We start from the raw sequence: 15,209 nt of genomic DNA on the forward strand, positions 1-15,209 counted from the left end.
GTTCCATTCAACTGCCTCTGCCACTAGCGTCGTCGCCTGCATGTCCTTAGACTTAAGAAAATCCCTCCCCAAACCCGGCAGCCGCTTCGCGCTGCCCGCCCTGTATGGTTCATCCGACGCCTATGCCCTGGCACTGGCCGCTCTGGAATTGAAGGCGCGCGGGCAGATGCTGGCCGTGGTCGTGGCGCAAGCCAGCGACGGCCAGCGCCTGCTCGATGAAATACCGTGGTTTGGCGGGAAGGCATTGCGCTGCCACCTGCTGCCGGACTGGGAAACCCTGCCCTACGACGCGTTTTCGCCGCACCAGGACCTCGTTTCCGAGCGCCTGGCCACCCTGCACGAAATCCAGACGCGCCAGTGCGACGTGCTGATCGTGCCGGCCACCACGGCGCTCGTGCGCCTGGCGCCGCCGTCGTTCCTGGCCGCCTACACCTTCTTCTTCAAGAAGGGCGAAAAGCTCGACGAGGCGCGCCTGAAGTCGCAGCTGACCCTGGCCGGCTACAGCCACGTCTCGCAAGTGATGTCGCCCGGCGAATACTCGGTGCGCGGCGGCCTGCTCGACCTGTTCCCCATGGGTTCCGCCCTGCCCTACCGGCTGGACCTGTTCGGCGACACCATCGAGACCATCCGCACGTTTGACGCCGACACCCAGCGCTCGCTGTATCCCGTGCACGAAGTGCGGCTGCTGCCGGGCCGCGAATTCCCCATGGACGAAGCGGCGCGCACCACCTTCCGCAACCGCTGGCGCGAACAGTTCGAGGGCGATCCCTCGCGCTCGGTGGTGTACAAGGACATCAGCAGCGGCATCGCCTCGGCCGGCATCGAATATTATCTGCCCCTGTTCTTCGAGCAGACGGCGACCCTGTTCGACTACCTGCCTGAAGATGCCGCGCTGGCCCTGGTGGGCGACATCGACGCCGCCATCGGCCGCTTCTGGACCGATACGCAGTCGCGCTACCGCTTTTTGAAGGCGGACCGCGAGCGGCCGATCCTGCCGCCCGAAGCGCTGTTCCTGTCCGACGAGCAGTTCTTCGGCCTGGCCAAGCCGTATCCGCGCCTGGCGATCGCCAAGTCGAACGATGCACTGGCGTCCGAGCTGTCGGCGCCGATTCCGAACATCGCCGTCAACCGCCGCGCCGACGATCCGCTGGCCAACCTGCGCAGCTACCTGCTGCAGCCTGGGCGCCGCGTGATGATCTGCGCCGAAACGAACGGCCGCCGCGAAACCCTGCAGCAGTACTTCACGGAATACGACCTGCACCTGACGCCGGTGGAAGGCTGCGACGGCTTCTTGCAGTCCGACGCCAAGCTGATGCTGGGCGTGGCGCCGCTGCATGCGGGTTTCGAACTGTTTACACCGGACGGCAATCTGGCCTTCATCACGGAGACGGAGCTGTATGCCGGTTCCGGCCGCCGGGTCGGCACCAGGAAGCAGGAAGGCGTGACGCAGGTCGAGTCGATGGTGCGCGACCTGTCGGAGCTGAAGATCGGCGACCCCGTGGTGCACATCAACCACGGCATCGGGCGCTACATGGGCCTGACCAGCATGGACCTGGGCGAAGGCGAGACGGAATTTCTGCACCTCGAGTACGCCAAGGACACCAAGCTGTACGTGCCCGTCTCGCAGCTGCATGTGATTTCGCGCTATTCGGGCGCGTCGCCGGAGGACGCGCCGCTGCACTCGCTCGGTTCGGGCCAGTGGGAAAAAGCGAAAAAACGCGCGGCAGAACAGGTGCGCGACACGGCCGCCGAGCTGCTCAACCTGTACGCGCGCCGCGCGCTGCGCCAGGGCCATGCGTTTGAATTCTCGTCGCACGACTACCAGCGCTTCGCCGACAGCTTCGGCTTCGACGAGACGCCGGACCAGGCCGAGGCCATCCACAACGTCATCAAGGACATGACGTCCGGCAAACCGATGGACCGCCTGGTGTGCGGCGACGTCGGCTTCGGCAAGACGGAAGTGGCCCTGCGCGCCGCCTTCATCGCCGTCATGGGCGGCAAGCAGGCGGCCATCCTGGCGCCCACCACCCTGCTGGCCGAGCAGCATGCGCAAACCTTCGCCGACCGCTTCGCCGACTGGCCCGTGCGCATCGCCGAGCTGTCGCGCTTCCGCACCGGCAAGGAGATCACGCAGGCGTTCAAGGGCATGGCCGACGGCACCATCGACATCGTCATCGGCACGCACAAGCTGCTGTCGGACGACGTGAAGTTTACCCGCCTGGGCCTGGTCATCATCGACGAGGAACACCGCTTCGGCGTGCGCCAGAAGGAAGCCTTGAAGGCACTGCGCGCGGAAGTGGACGTGCTGACCCTGACGGCCACGCCGATCCCGCGCACCCTGGGCATGGCGCTGGAAGGCTTGCGCGACTTTTCCATCATCGCCACGGCGCCGCAAAAGCGCCTGGCCATCAAGACGTTCGTGCGCAGCGAAGGCGAAGCCATCATCCGCGAGGCCTGCCTGCGCGAACTCAAACGGGGCGGCCAGATCTACTTCCTGCACAACGAAGTGGAAACCATCCAGAACCGCCTGGCCATGCTGACGGAGCTACTGCCCGAGGCGCGCATCGCCGTGGCGCACGGCCAGATGCACGAGCGCGACCTGGAAAAGGTCATGCGCGACTTCGTCGCCCAGCGCTTCAATATTTTGCTGTGCACGACGATCATTGAAACGGGCATCGACGTGCCGACGGCGAACACCATCATCATGCACCGCGCCGACAAGTTCGGCCTGGCGCAGCTGCACCAGCTGCGCGGCAGGGTGGGACGTTCGCATCACCAGGCCTACGCCTACCTGCTGGTGCACGACGTGCAAGGCCTGACGAAACTGGCGCAGCGCCGCCTGGACGCCATCCAGCAGATGGAAGAACTGGGCAGCGGCTTTTACCTGGCCATGCACGACCTGGAAATCCGCGGCGCCGGCGAGGTGCTGGGCGAGAGCCAGTCGGGCGAGATGACGGAGATCGGCTTCCAGCTGTATTCGGACATGCTCAACGAAGCCGTGCGCTCGCTGAAGGCCGGCAAGGAGCCGGACCTGGCGGCGCCGCTGGCCTCGACCACCGAGATCAACCTGCACGTGCCGGCCCTGCTGCCGGCCGATTTCTGCGGCGACGTGCACGAGCGCCTGTCGATCTACAAACGCCTGGCCAACTGCGCCACGCAAGAGAAAATCGACGATATCCAGGAAGAGCTGATCGACCGCTTCGGCAAGCTGCCCGATCCCGTGAAGGCGCTAATCGAGACGCACCGCCTGCGCATCGCGGCGAAAACCGTGGGCATCGTCAAGATCGACGTGCATGGCGAAGCGGCCACGCTGCAATTCATGGCCAAGCCGCCCATCGACCCGATGCGCATCATCGACCTGATCCAGAAGAACCGCCACATCAAGCTGCATGGCCAGGACAAGCTGAAAATCACGGCCGCCATGCCGGACCTGGCCGCGCGCGTGACGCAGATCAAGACCACCATCAAGCAATTGACGGTTTAGACTATTCATATCATCTATGCAGGGCTGACCCATGACCAATACCAAGACCATCACCATGAATCTGATCCTGCAGGGCCTGGACGGCGATAGCGCCCGCCTCGAGCGCATCGCCGCGCTGGCCGCGCCCACCTCCATCACGCGCCTGGGACCGAACGCCGTGCGCTGCGAACAGATCGCCTATTCGCCCGCGTTGCGCCCCACCATCGAAGTGGCGGCGCAGGCGGCGCAGCTGGACGCCACCTACATGATGGGCCAGCGCGATCTGAGCGAGTTCAAGCTGGTGGCGATGGACATGGATTCGACCCTGATCACCATCGAGTGCATCGATGAAATCGCCGACATGCAGGGCCTGAAGCCGCAGGTGGCGGCCATCACGGAAGCGGCCATGCGCGGCGAACTCGATTTCAGCTCCAGCCTGCAGCAGCGCGTGGCCCTGCTCGAAGGCCTCGATGCATCGGCCCTGCAGCGCGTCTACGACGAACGTTTAAAACTCTCGCCCGGCGCGGAAACCATGCTGGCGGCGGTACAAAAGGCCGGCCTGAAAACGCTGCTGGTATCGGGCGGTTTTACTTTCTTCACCGAGCGCCTGAAAGCGCGCCTGGGCCTGGACTACACGCACGCCAACGAGCTGGAAATCGTCGACGGCAAGCTGACGGGCCGGGTGTTGGGCGGCATCGTCGACGCCGAGGAAAAGCAGCGCACGGTGGAGCGCGTGTGCAAGGAGATGGGCATTTCCCCGTCCGAGGCCATCGTCATGGGCGATGGCGCCAACGATTTGAAGATGATGGGCATCGCCGGCCTGTCGGTGGCCTTCCGCGCCAAGCCCGTGGTGCGCTCGCAGGCGGACGTGGCGCTGAACTTTGTCGGCCTCGATGGCCTGCTGAACGTATTGCGCTGACCTGGCGCCGGCCTGAGGTGGCCTGAGGCGGCGCCAGGCGGTGCGCGCAGGGCGGCATATTTTTGCTATATTGCAAACTTGTGACCGCCCAGCCAGCCCACCGTGAAAGTAGCCCCATGCCGCCACCGCTGCCAGAAGAGATACAACGCCACCTGGATGTATTCGTCGCCGCCGCGCAAACGGCCTTCGGCGCCGACCTGGCCGCCGCCGTGCTGTTTGGCTCGGCCGCGGACGGCCAGCTGCGCGCCACGTCCGACGTCAACCTGCTGTTGCTGCTCAAGCGCTTTGCGCCGGCCACGGCCGATGCGCTGCGCGGCCCCTTGCGCATGGCGCATGCCGCCATCGACTTGCAGGTGATGTTCCTGCTGGAGAGCGAATTGACGGATGCGGCCGATGCCTTCGCCGTCAAGTTCGCCGATATCATCGCGCGCCACCGGGTCCTGCTGGGCAACGATCCTTTCGCCAGCCTGCGCACCAGCCGCGAGGCCATGCTGCGGCGCCTGCGGCAAGTGCTGCTGAACCAGCAGGTGCGCATGCGCGAACGCTACCTGCTCCTCAGCCTGAACGAGGAACAGCTGGCCGGCGCCATCGCCGACGCGGCAGGCCCCTTGCGCGCGGCCGCCGCGTCGCTGGCGCAACTGGAAGGCCGGGCGCCACTGTCCGGCAAGCAGGCGCTCGAAGCGTTTGTCGACCGGCTGGGCGAACCGGCCCTGCACGCTGCCCTGCAAGCCATGTCGGCGGCGCGCGAGACGGCACGCCTGGCGCCGGGGCAAGCCCTGCCCGCCTTCACCAGCCTGATGGCGATGACCGAGCGCCTGCGCGAGCACGCGGAGCAGATGCGGTGAACGGCGTCAATCCGTTCGACTGGAGCGGGCCGTGGTTCCTGCTTGCCTACCTGATCTTCGGCGCGCTCGTGTACTACGGCGTGCGCGAGCTGCTGATCCGCCAGGAATTGCGCAATCCGCACGCCCGCCTGTCGCTCGCCGACGACCCGTACCGCATCGCCTTCCTGCGCGGCGGCGCCCTCGAAGCCGTGAAGATCGCCGCCATCGTGCTGGTCGACCGCGGCTTGCTGCGCGCCGACGGCCCGCTGCTGGAAGCGGCCAGCGCCGACAGCCTGCGCTTCGCCAGCCACGACATCGAACGCGACGTGCTGCGGCTGTACCTGGGCCGCCAGGGCCACAGCAAAGAACTGGCCGTGCAGGCAGACAAGCTGCCGGCGTGCCGCGCCTATCAGGAGTCCTTGACGCAGCAGGAATTGCTGGTCGGCCCGCCGCTGCTGCGCCGGCGCGAGCGCATCACCAGGATCGCGCACTACCTGCTGCTGGCGGTGGCCGCCATCAAGGCCATCGTCGCCATCGGCAACGGCCATGACAACCTCCTGTTCCTGGCCGTGCTGCTGGCCGTCTTCCTGCTGGCCTTGCGCAGCCTGCTCACGCGCGCGCCCAGCTGGAGCGCGCAGCGGCTGCTGACCGACCTGCGCATGCTGTTTGGCCGGCTGAACATGCGGTCGTCGCGCCTGCGGGCGGGTGATGGCAGCGCCGACATGGCCCTGCTGGCCGCCATCTTCGGCATCGGCGCCCTGCCCTTGTCCGTGTATGCGTTTGTCGCCGCGCTGTACCCGGCGCCCCGGCAAAGCCCGGGCGGCGACGCGTCGTCCAGCAGCACGGGCGACGCGGGCGGCTCGTCATCGGGCGGCGACGGCGGCGGCTCGTCGTGCGGCAGCGGCTGTGGCGGTTGCGGCGGTGGCGGCTGTGGCAGCTAGCAGCGGCGCCGCGCGCGACCGCGTGGGTCTCGGCTGGCGCGGCGAACTGGCCAGCGGCATCCTGTCCAACCTGGCGCACATCGACGTGCTGGAAATGATCGCCGATGATTATTACCGCGCCTCGCGCGCCGATATCGCCGCCCTGCGCAGCCTGGCGCGCCAGGTGCCCGTCAGCCTGCATGGCGTCGGCATGGGCCTGGCATCGACGATACCCGCCGAACCGCGCCGGCTGCAGGCCATGGCGCGGCTGATGAAGGCGGTGCAGGCGGAATCATGGTCCGAGCACCTGAGCTTTGTGCGCGCCGGCGGCGTCGAAATCGGCCATCTGGCGGCGCCGCCGCGCACGCCGCTCAGCGTCGCCGGCGCCGTCGCCAATATCGCATCGGCCACGCGCATCGTCGGCAGCGCGCCGCTGATGGAAAACATCGCCACCCTCGTCGCCCCGCCGGCCAGCACGCTGGACGAAGCCGAATGGCTGGCGCAGATTATCCATGGCGCGCAAGTGCCGCTGCTGCTGGACCTGCACAACCTGTATGCGAATGCCGTCAATGTTGGCAGGGAACCGGAGGCAATGCTGCTGCGCCTGCCGTTGGCCACGGTCGGCGCCGTGCACCTGAGCGGCGGCCACTGGGTGGACCAGCCGGACGGTGCCGGCAGGCGCCTGCTGGACGACCACCTGCACGACGTGCCGCCCGCAGTGTTCGATTTATTGACCGTGCTGGCGCGCCATGCGCCGCAGCCGCTGACGGTGATCGTCGAACGCGACGGCAATTACCCGTCGTTCGAACATGTGCTGGGCCAGCTGGAACTGGCGCGCGCGGCCTTGCGCGCGGGGCGCAGCGCATGAGCTCTCCCGCACTCGAAACCTATCTGGCCAGGCTGTACACGGACGACGCACTGCGCCACGCTTTTTTGCTCGCGCCGCGCGCGCAGGCGCTGCTGCATGGCTTGTCGGCGCGGGAAGCCGACGCGATGGCGGCGATCGACCGCGTCGGCTTGCAGATGGCGGCGGCCAGCTATCGCGCCAAGCGCGCCGGACGCGCCGTACACGGCATCCAGGCCAGGCCGGCCCACCCCTGGTGGCGCCGGCTGCTGGCACGCTGGCGCTGACGGCGGACAAGGCCTACAGCTGCCACAGGCGCAGCGGCAGCAATCCCCACCAAGCCAGCACCAGCAGCAATTGCAGCGCCGCCAGCAAGGCCAGCCAATCCCATTTCGCCAGCGAGCCCACCTCGGCCGCCGTGCCGCGGCTGCGCCAGCAGCGGGCCAGGCCGAATGCCGTGGCCAGCGGCAGCGCGCCCGTGGCCAATGCCAGCAGCACGCTGGCCAGCGTCACGTCGCCCAGGCGCAGCCAGGACTGGAAGAAAAAGAATGGCAAGGGCAGCGCCAGCGCCAGCAGCGACAGCACGGGCGCGAACAGGTGGTCGCCCCTTGCCAAGGTGCGGCGCGCGGCGCGGTACAGGCCCACCAGCAGCACGTACAGCATGCCCGCCACGCCCAGTGCCAGGCTGCCCCACAAGACCAGCATGCGCAGCATGGAAACCCGTTCATAACTGCGCAAGCCGTCGCTGAGGATATGCCGGCCATCTTCCTGCATCAGCACGTGCGACGGCGTACTGCGGTCGCTGGCGCGGAACAGGAAGCCGCCTGCCGGCTCCAGCTCCATCGGCTCGCCCTGGAACGGGATCAGGAACAGCGACTCGCCATCCCATTTGAGGCGCGTAAAACCGAAGACGGCATCGATCCAGGCCATGCTGGCCATGGGGCTGGGGGACGGCAGGTACACGCCCTGCCAGTTTTCCACCGTGGGCGCGGGCGTGCCGCGCGCGGCCGGCGCGCGCAGGGGCACATCGAGGTCGCGCAACAGCAGCCGGTTGAAGCGTTCATAGTCGGCCTGCTCGGCATCCGTATTGAAGGCCACGAAAAAGGCGCTGTCCTGCTCCGGATAGATGCACAGCATGGCGCGAAAGCCCACCGTGGTACCGGGGTGGCAGGCCCCCACCACGTTGTGGCGGTCGCGCACGGCCAGGGCCAGCCCATGGCCCGTCGCCAGCCCCGCCTGCGCCGCATCCGTGCCGGCCGGCTCGGACAAGGCGCCCATCAGCGCCAGGTCGATGAACTGCGCGCCATTCAGCTTGCCATCGCCCATGAGAAATTGCGCCAGCTTGCCCATGTCGGCCGCCGTGGTGGTGAACTGGCTGGCCGGACGCAGATACTGCGGCACGGCCGGCTGCGCCACGCAATGCTCGACATGGCCCATGGCCAGGCGCGGGTCGGCCTGCGCGCCGGTTTGCGTAACAAAGGCAAACGTGCTGTCCGCCATGCCCAGCGGCTGCAGCAGCTGCGCGTCCAGGTAGCGCTCATACGGCTGTCCCGTGACCTTTTCGATCACCATGCCCAGCAAGCCATAGCCCATGTTGGAATAGGCATAGCGGCTGCCGGGACGGGCTCGCACGCGCAGCAGGTTGCGCCCGCCGTCAAAGGCCTCGGCCAGCGGCGTCTGCGGCCGTGGCTTCAGGCTGAACGCCTGCCAGAAGCGCACATTATCGAGGCCCGAGGTGTGCGCCAGCAGGTGGCGGATGCGCACGGGGTCGCTGGCCTGCCACGGATTTTTCAGGGCCAGTTCCGGCAACACCTGCTGCACGGGTGTGTCGAGCGTGAGCCGGTCTTCGCTGACCAGGCGCAGCACGCCCAGCGCCAGCGCCACCTTGGCCACGGAGCCGACCTGCACGCGCGTATCGGCCTGCATGGGCGCTTGTTTGGCCGCATTGCGCATACCGGCGGCGCCCGTGCGTACTGTGCCATCGGGCAACACCTCACTCCAGACGGCGCCCGTCAAGCCTTCTTCCGTCAAGCCGGCATTCATATCGGCCTGCAGGGTGGCTTCGGCGGCGTGGGCCATGGCGCCGCAGAGCAGCAAGACCGGCATGGCGCGGCGCAAGTATCGCCGGGCGCGCGCGGCGAGCGTGAGATTTCGATCTGATGTCAACAATGTATTCTGCCTTTTCCATGGACTGCGCCCCCTTGCAAAATTGCTTGTTACAATAAAAAACTGACCAAGCAAGGAGCCTGCATGTCCCAAGATATTATTTCCGATACTCAACTCCAGCAAACCAAGAACCTGGCCTGGTGGTTGTACCTGATACATGGCGCCAGCTTTGTCTTTTCGCTGGGCGCCTTTTCCTTCATTCCGCTCATCATCAATTATGTGAAGCGGGACGAGGCGGCCGGGACCTTCGTGTACAGCCATCACAGCTGGATGATCCGTTCCTTCTGGTGGTATGTGTGCTGGATCGTCGTCGGTGCCGTGCTGTGGATTACCATCATCGGCATTCCGCTGGCGTTCGTCGTCTGGGGCGTGGCCTGGCTGTGGAAAGCCTACCGCCTGCTGCGCGGCTTCCTCGACCTGAGCAACAACACGCCCGTGCCCCTGTAAGCCCGCGGGCAAGCCGCCGCGCCTGCCCTTCCCGCTACATCGCCGCGAACGCCCGTTCGATATCGGCGATCAAATCCTGCGGCTCTTCCAGCCCCACGTTCAGGCGCACCAGCTGGCCCGGCAAGGGCCAGCCCTTGCGCATGGACGCGATACGGTATGGCATGACCAGGCTGTTCGCGCCGCCCCAGCTGTAGCCAATCTTGAACAACTGCAAGGCGTCGACGAAGCGGTCCGTCTGCGCCTCCGTGTAGCGGGCATCGAACAGCACGGAAAACAGGCCGCCCGCGCCCGTGAAATCGCGCTGCCAGATGGCGTGGCCGGGGCAATCGGCGAAAGCCGGATGCAGCACCGTGGCGATCTCCGGCCGGCCCTTGAGCCAGGCGGCCACCGCCCGCGCACCCCTGTCGTGCGCGTCGAAGCGCAGCTTCATGGTGGGCAAGCCGCGCAGCACCAGATAGGCGTCGTCCGCCCCCACGCCCATGCCCAGTCGCATGTGCGCCTGCGCCAGGCGGTCGTGCAGCGCCCGCTCGCGCGTGATGAGCGCGCCCATCAGCACGTCCGAGCCGCCCGACTGGTATTTGGTCAGCGCCTGCATGATGATGTCCACGCCCAGGTCGAAGCCGCGCAGGGCCAGGCCCGCCGACCAGGTGTTGTCCAGGGCCACCAGCACGCCGCGCGCATGGGCGGCTGCGCAGATGGCGGACAAGTCCGGCACTTCCATCGTCACGGAACCCGGCGCTTCCGTCCAGATGAGCTTGGTATTGTCCTGGATCAAGGCCGCGATGCCGGCGCCGATGAGCGGATCGTAATAGCGGGCCGTGATGCCGAAATCCTGCGCCAGCCAGCGTCCCAGTTCGCGGTTCGGGTTGTAGATGTTTTCCGGCAATAGCACGTCGTCGCCTGTTTTGAGCAGGGCGAAGTCCGCCATGGCGATGGCCGCCAGGCCCGATGGCGCCAGCAGGCAGTAATTCCCCCCTTCGATCTCGGCCAGCCGCGCTTCCAGCGTGAACGTGGTGGGCGTGCCGTGCAAGCCGTAGGTGTAGGCGTTCTTCTCTTTCCAGTCGCCCGAGCGCATGGCCGCCACGTCCTTGAACAGCACGGTCGAGGCATGGTGGATGGCGTTCGGAAACGCGGCAAAGCCTTGCGGCGCCTGGTAATCGCTGTGGATCAGCGCCGTCTGGGGGGATTTGGGTATGGTCATGGCGTCGGAAAATAAAAAAAGGCGGATCAGCCTGTGCTGGTCCGCCTTGATTGTAAGGGCTTATGCCCTTGCCTGCCGTACGTATGACAGAGTGTTACACCTGCATAAAAAACGTTCAGCCCAAGGCGCGCTGCCGAAGACAGTACTTTACTGTACGGCAAGGCAGCGCAACGCCGGCATGGACGTTTTTTACTCGGCGGCGCCCCACAGGTCGTGCGCATCCGCTGATGTAATTGTGACGTCAACGAACTGGCCCACGGCCAGCTTGCGGTGCGGCTCGTATGGCGGCTTGACGTACACGACGCCGTCGATTTCCGGCGCGTCGGCGGACGAGCGGCCCACGCCGCCGGAGCGGGTGACTTCATCGATCAGCACGCGCACGGTCTTGCCGACCTTGGCTTGCAGGCGTTTTTTCGAGATTTCTTCCTGCAGCAGCATCACGCGGCCGCGGCGCTCTTCGCGCAGCTCTTCCGGCACCGGATTGGCGATGGCGTTGGCGGTCGCGCCTTCCACCGGGGAATACGCGAAGCAGCCCAGGCGGTCGATCTGCGCTTCCTTGAGGAAGTCCAGCAGGTATTCGAATTCCGCTTCCGTCTCGCCCGGGAAACCGGCGATGAAGGTCGAGCGTATCGTCAGGTCCGGGTTGATGGCGCGCCAGGCCTGGATGCGGTCGAGGTTTTTCTCGCCGCTGGCCGGACGCTTCATGCGTTTGAGCACGTCAGGGTGCGCATGCTGCATCGGAATATCGAGGTAAGGCAGGATGTGGCCGCCGCTCATCATCGGGATGATCTGGTCCACGTGCGGGTACGGGTACACATAGTGCAGGCGCACCCAGGCGCCGTAGGACTTGGCCAGTTCGCCCAGCGCTTCCGTCAGCTGCGTCATGTGCGTCTTCACGGGACGGCCATTCCAGAAGCCGGAACGGAATTTCACGTCCACGCCATAGGCCGAAGTGTCTTGCGAAATGACCAGCAATTCCTTGACGCCGGACTTGAACAGGTTTTCCGCTTCCATCATCAGCTCGCCGATCGGGCGCGAGACCAGGTCGCCGCGCATCGACGGGATGATGCAGAAGCTGCAACGGTGGTTGCAGCCTTCGGAGATTTTCAGGTAGGCGTAATGCTTCGGCGTCAGCTTGATGCCTTGCGGCGGCACCAGGTCGAGGAACGGCGCATGCGGCTTTGGCAGGTGCAGGTGGACGGAGTCCATCACTTCGGCCAGCGCGTGCGGGCCCGTGACGGACAGCACCTTCGGGTGCACCTTCATGATGATGTCGTCGCCGGCAGCATCTTTCTTGGCGCCCAGGCAACCGGTGACGATCACCTTGCCGTTTTCGGCCAGCGCTTCGCCGATGGCGTCCAGCGACTCTTGCACGGCGGCATCGATAAAACCGCAGGTATTGACGATCACCAGATCGGCGCCAGCGTAGGATTTCGCCGTTTCGTAGCCTTCGGCGCGCAGCTGGGTCAGGATTTGTTCGGAATCGACCAGCGCTTTCGGGCAGCCGAGCGAGACGAAGCCCACTTTCGGCGCCGCACCTGGCATGGCCAGCATGGCCTCGGGCTGGGCGGAAGGAACGGGAATACGGTGAATTTCAGACATAGGTGGCAGCTAGTAAAATGGTGAGGCGAATCGGCTATTGTACCCCGAGCCGCCCCTTGCTGTCAGTGGCGGTCTGGGTTTGCTGCGGGATATGCAACGGGGGGAGCCACGGGCGACCTGCCCTGAGCATATTCTTTCACGCATTCCATATCTGGCTGCAGCCCATACTTGACTAATGTACTTGTTATTTCATACACAGTCTCGCTATAATAAGATTTTATTGCACTGTGGAAATAAAATGTTCATCAAAAATCTTGTTGCCAACGTTTTTGCAGGAGCCGTCTCTGCGCTGATGCTCGGTGGCTGTGTCACAACGCATGTGCAGCGCCCTCTCAGCGTCGGCGTGCCCTCCGAAGGTACAGCCGTTACTGTCAGCATTACTGCCAACACTGATGAGGTGAACGGACTGGGCCAGATCACTTTGGGCCGCCTGAGTAGCGGAGACGCAGGATCCAGCCTGATCCTGCAGCAATATATCCTGAACCAGGTTGCCAAGGATATGGCGCGCGACACGACTCTTTTCATGGGGACCCTGCCACCGGGGAAATACTACTTCAGTAAACTGGCCGACTCCGGCAAATCAAACCGCTACATCAAAATGGGCGGCGGCCTGGGCTTATTTACTGTGGAGGAAGGCAAGCCGGTCGATCTGGGCCGCCTGATCGTCACTCCTCTTTATGGCGAGCGTGTACTGGTCGGCCGCAGCGTGCGGGTGCGAGACAACCGCACCCTGCTCGAACGCTATTCTCCCGAGCACCTGAAGCTGTTTGCACCCGAAAAGACAGTCAACTGGTCCGGATCGCGCAGTGATACGGATCGCGCTGAGGAAGTCGCCATGGCCCGCCCCACCGGTGCCGAATGCGTGACGGAGCTACCAGACGGCAGCGTGGCGGCCGCAACCCGCATGGGCACAGTGCTGTGGCGCAGCCCTGAGGGAACATGGAAACAACTGGCCAGCGACAAAATAGAGACGCTGAACTGCGTGCAGCCGGTGCAAATGCCGGATGCAGACTTGCTGGCCTTCGGCGAGTTCGGCACCCTGCTGCGCCATGCGCCGGGACAGAACAAGCTTGAACCGATTGACACTGGCAACCTTCCCTATGGCAATCTGGTCGGACTGGCTGGCAATATGGACGCTGGCTGGTATGTCGCCGTCCAGCGTAACAATGAAGTCACGATTTATCATTCCGCCCGTCTCGAGCGCGGCGAGTGGAATCAGGTACGCAGTGAGAAGCTGGGGAAATGGCTCCTGAACCAGGACACCTGGTTCTGGCTGCGCGATATCGGCACAGGCTTTGCCTACACGTCGACGAAAGGAACGCTGCACCTCTACGACTACGCCAGTGGCCAGTGGTCAGAGCGGGCAATGCCCGATCGCCGTGTGGATGCGATGCGCATCAGCGGCAGCGGCATGTGGAGCCTCATAACACAAGGTTACGGGCCATTTGCGATCACCTCCAGAGATGCTTTCGTTTCAGTGAATCAAGGTCAAAGCTGGCAAGAGGTCACCGCTAGCCACATTCCGCTGGTTCAGCGTACCGATGGCACCCTGCTGCGTTTTGAAAGCAGTCTGATGAGCGATACGACCTTACATGCCAGTAGCGACATGGGCAAAACGTGGACACTGGTGGACGCCAAACCGAAATCACGCGAGTTGACCCCGCTTAAATCGGGTGCGATTCTGGGAAAAATAACGCGCTGGAGCGTGCCGGCGCAATTTGAAATATCGAACGACGGCGGTAAAAGCTGGACTGCCGAAAGCATGAAGTGAAAGTTCTGACCGTCAGTCGACAATGCCATGCCCACCCGATGTGAACGATGACTGCCAGGCGGCATCCGTGCCGTCTGCCTGGATCGACTTGCAGAGCAAGAGCCGGATGGCGGACGCGCCTGAATATGTGGTGGAAGGCACGTCGATTGAAACCCTGATTGAGCAGATCTTTGGCAATCAGGAAGTCAGCTATATCCACGTCCGCAACGCCAGACGCGGTTGCTACGCTGTCCGGGTTGACCGGGCATAGGTAGCAATGGATTGCATGTGCGATTCTCAGGCTCCTGCATCGCTTATCATCAACTGCAGGCTATGAGCTTGCTCGGTCCGGTTCCAAAGCACGGCTGGAAGCAGCACCTGGGATTTCAATACGTAGCTTGGGCCAGGTACCTTGCCAATTCTTGCCACGCACGCGGCCTGCGTAGACCGATTGCTTCGCTGTCAGAAATCGCTCTGTCGGCCGGACCACCAGATCGAAAAGATCATGCAGGCCGAAAGGCGCCGCTATATCGATGCCTGCAAGGTCATTGAGTCGCACACCCACGGCAGTGGCGGTTTCCGGCCAGTATCTCATGGCATCGGAAGCGGTCAGGTAAGGCAGGTCCGCATTGCGTTCATGCATACGCGCCTGATTCTTGACCGACCAGCCCAGCGTGCCGTCCCGTGCTCTTAAACTCGACTCAAGCATGGCGTCATGCGCCTGTGTCGCCTTGCTTGGGTCGTACCAGATGACGTCGATATCGTGAGGCAGTGGCGAAGGCGCACGTTGGTGCAAATGATCCCAGACACAGCATCGCACAAATCCCGCAGCAACCCAGCAATCGGGCAGATCAAGTTCCCTGACAAGACGAAGGACATGCATACGCTCATTATCGGCTGCAATCATTGCCTGCAATTGCTCAAGCAGCGCCATATATACTCCTTGTGAACCTGCAGTTGCATATCAAACGAACGCTGCGATGTCATCCTTGCCGGACAGCGTCTGCCCATCAAGGAAAAATGGTTGCACCATGCTCCGATCAAAACCCGGCACACCGAGGCGATATGGCGCC

The 15,209-nt window shown here is 64.4% G+C and carries 13 protein-coding genes; 9 read left to right on the forward strand and 4 right to left on the reverse strand.

Going from position 1 to position 15,209, the window contains the following annotated elements:
* Positions 1-40 precede the first annotated feature (40 nt).
* From mfd to BM193_RS21235, 6 genes are all read left to right on the forward strand, one after another.
* Positions 41-3,484, forward strand: a complete 3,444-nt coding sequence (mfd, locus tag BM193_RS21215; protein WP_092800068.1) for a transcription-repair coupling factor — start codon at positions 41-43, stop codon at positions 3,482-3,484.
* Positions 3,485-3,539: 55 nt separating this feature from the next.
* Positions 3,540-4,382 carry a phosphoserine phosphatase SerB gene (gene serB, locus BM193_RS21220; protein WP_092800511.1) on the forward strand — a complete coding sequence of 281 codons (843 nt, stop codon included), beginning with the start codon at positions 3,540-3,542 and terminating at the stop codon, positions 4,380-4,382.
* A gap of 116 nt (positions 4,383-4,498) precedes the next feature.
* Positions 4,499-5,227, forward strand: a complete 729-nt coding sequence (locus BM193_RS29300) for a nucleotidyltransferase domain-containing protein (RefSeq protein ID WP_175533375.1) — start codon at positions 4,499-4,501, stop codon at positions 5,225-5,227.
* Entirely contained in the window at positions 5,224-6,147 is a 924-nt protein-coding gene (locus tag BM193_RS28860; RefSeq protein ID WP_175533376.1) for a TIGR04222 domain-containing membrane protein, read from the forward strand. The genes BM193_RS29300 and BM193_RS28860 overlap by 4 nt, the downstream gene beginning before the upstream one ends.
* A complete protein-coding gene (locus BM193_RS21230; RefSeq protein WP_175533377.1) occupies positions 6,137-6,994 on the forward strand; it encodes an MbnB/TglH/ChrH family RiPP precursor modification enzyme in 858 nt (285 codons plus the stop codon). Before BM193_RS28860 ends, BM193_RS21230 begins: the two co-directional genes overlap by 11 nt.
* Positions 6,991-7,257, forward strand: a complete 267-nt coding sequence (locus BM193_RS21235; protein ID WP_092800062.1) for a hypothetical protein — start codon at positions 6,991-6,993, stop codon at positions 7,255-7,257. The genes BM193_RS21230 and BM193_RS21235 overlap by 4 nt, the downstream gene beginning before the upstream one ends.
* A gap of 13 nt (positions 7,258-7,270) precedes the next feature.
* Here BM193_RS21235 and BM193_RS28865 read toward each other — a convergent pair whose 3' ends face one another.
* A complete protein-coding gene (locus BM193_RS28865) occupies positions 7,271-9,076 on the reverse strand; it encodes a serine hydrolase domain-containing protein (RefSeq protein ID WP_175533378.1) in 1,806 nt (601 codons plus the stop codon).
* 144 nt (positions 9,077-9,220) lie between these two features.
* On the opposite strand from BM193_RS28865, the gene BM193_RS21245 reads away from it, so the two are divergent.
* Entirely contained in the window at positions 9,221-9,583 is a 363-nt protein-coding gene (locus BM193_RS21245) for a DUF4870 family protein (RefSeq protein WP_092800508.1), read from the forward strand.
* Positions 9,584-9,617: 34 nt separating this feature from the next.
* Here the strand turns inward: BM193_RS21245 and BM193_RS21250 are convergent, their stop codons facing one another.
* Positions 9,618-10,784: a cystathionine beta-lyase gene (locus tag BM193_RS21250; protein ID WP_092800058.1), complete on the reverse strand. Its 1,167-nt coding sequence runs from the start codon at positions 10,782-10,784 to the stop codon at positions 9,618-9,620.
* Between the two features lie 189 nt (positions 10,785-10,973).
* Complete coding sequence (rimO, locus tag BM193_RS21255; protein ID WP_092800505.1) at positions 10,974-12,329, reverse strand: 30S ribosomal protein S12 methylthiotransferase RimO; 1,356 nt, start codon at positions 12,327-12,329, stop codon at positions 10,974-10,976.
* 295 nt (positions 12,330-12,624) lie between these two features.
* Here rimO and BM193_RS21260 point away from each other — a divergent pair, with 295 nt between their 5' ends.
* Positions 12,625-14,157, forward strand: a complete 1,533-nt coding sequence (locus BM193_RS21260) for a beta propeller repeat protein (RefSeq protein WP_092800056.1) — start codon at positions 12,625-12,627, stop codon at positions 14,155-14,157.
* Between the two features lie 88 nt (positions 14,158-14,245).
* Positions 14,246-14,407, forward strand: a complete 162-nt coding sequence (locus BM193_RS21265; RefSeq protein WP_175533379.1) for a DUF1203 domain-containing protein — start codon at positions 14,246-14,248, stop codon at positions 14,405-14,407.
* Between the two features lie 60 nt (positions 14,408-14,467).
* On the opposite strand, the gene BM193_RS21270 is transcribed toward BM193_RS21265, so the two are convergent.
* The gene (locus tag BM193_RS21270) at positions 14,468-15,070 is read right to left on the reverse strand and encodes a nucleotidyltransferase family protein (protein WP_092800052.1); all 603 of its coding nucleotides are present in this window, start codon (positions 15,068-15,070) and stop codon (positions 14,468-14,470) included.
* Positions 15,071-15,209: the final 139 nt, after the last annotated feature.

The organism is Janthinobacterium sp. 344, assembly GCF_900112025.1.
In the GTDB taxonomy this organism is placed as follows: Bacteria; Pseudomonadota; Gammaproteobacteria; order Burkholderiales; family Burkholderiaceae_D; genus Janthinobacterium.

Coding starts and splice junctions, on each gene's coding strand:
- mfd (WP_092800068.1), top strand. CDS start 41: ATGTCCTTAGACTTAAGAAAATCCCTCCCCAAACCCGGCAGCCGCTTC.
- serB (WP_092800511.1), top strand. CDS start 3,540: ATGAATCTGATCCTGCAGGGCCTGGACGGCGATAGCGCCCGCCTCGAG.
- BM193_RS29300 (WP_175533375.1), top strand. CDS start 4,499: ATGCCGCCACCGCTGCCAGAAGAGATACAACGCCACCTGGATGTATTC.
- BM193_RS21235 (WP_092800062.1), top strand. CDS start 6,991: ATGAGCTCTCCCGCACTCGAAACCTATCTGGCCAGGCTGTACACGGAC.
- BM193_RS28865 (WP_175533378.1), bottom strand. CDS start 9,076: ATGCCGGTCTTGCTGCTCTGCGGCGCCATGGCCCACGCCGCCGAAGCC.
- BM193_RS21245 (WP_092800508.1), top strand. CDS start 9,221: ATGTCCCAAGATATTATTTCCGATACTCAACTCCAGCAAACCAAGAAC.
- BM193_RS21250 (WP_092800058.1), bottom strand. CDS start 10,784: ATGACCATACCCAAATCCCCCCAGACGGCGCTGATCCACAGCGATTAC.
- rimO (WP_092800505.1), bottom strand. CDS start 12,329: ATGCCAGGTGCGGCGCCGAAAGTGGGCTTCGTCTCGCTCGGCTGCCCG.
- BM193_RS21260 (WP_092800056.1), top strand. CDS start 12,625: ATGTTCATCAAAAATCTTGTTGCCAACGTTTTTGCAGGAGCCGTCTCT.
- BM193_RS21270 (WP_092800052.1), bottom strand. CDS start 15,070: ATGGCGCTGCTTGAGCAATTGCAGGCAATGATTGCAGCCGATAATGAG.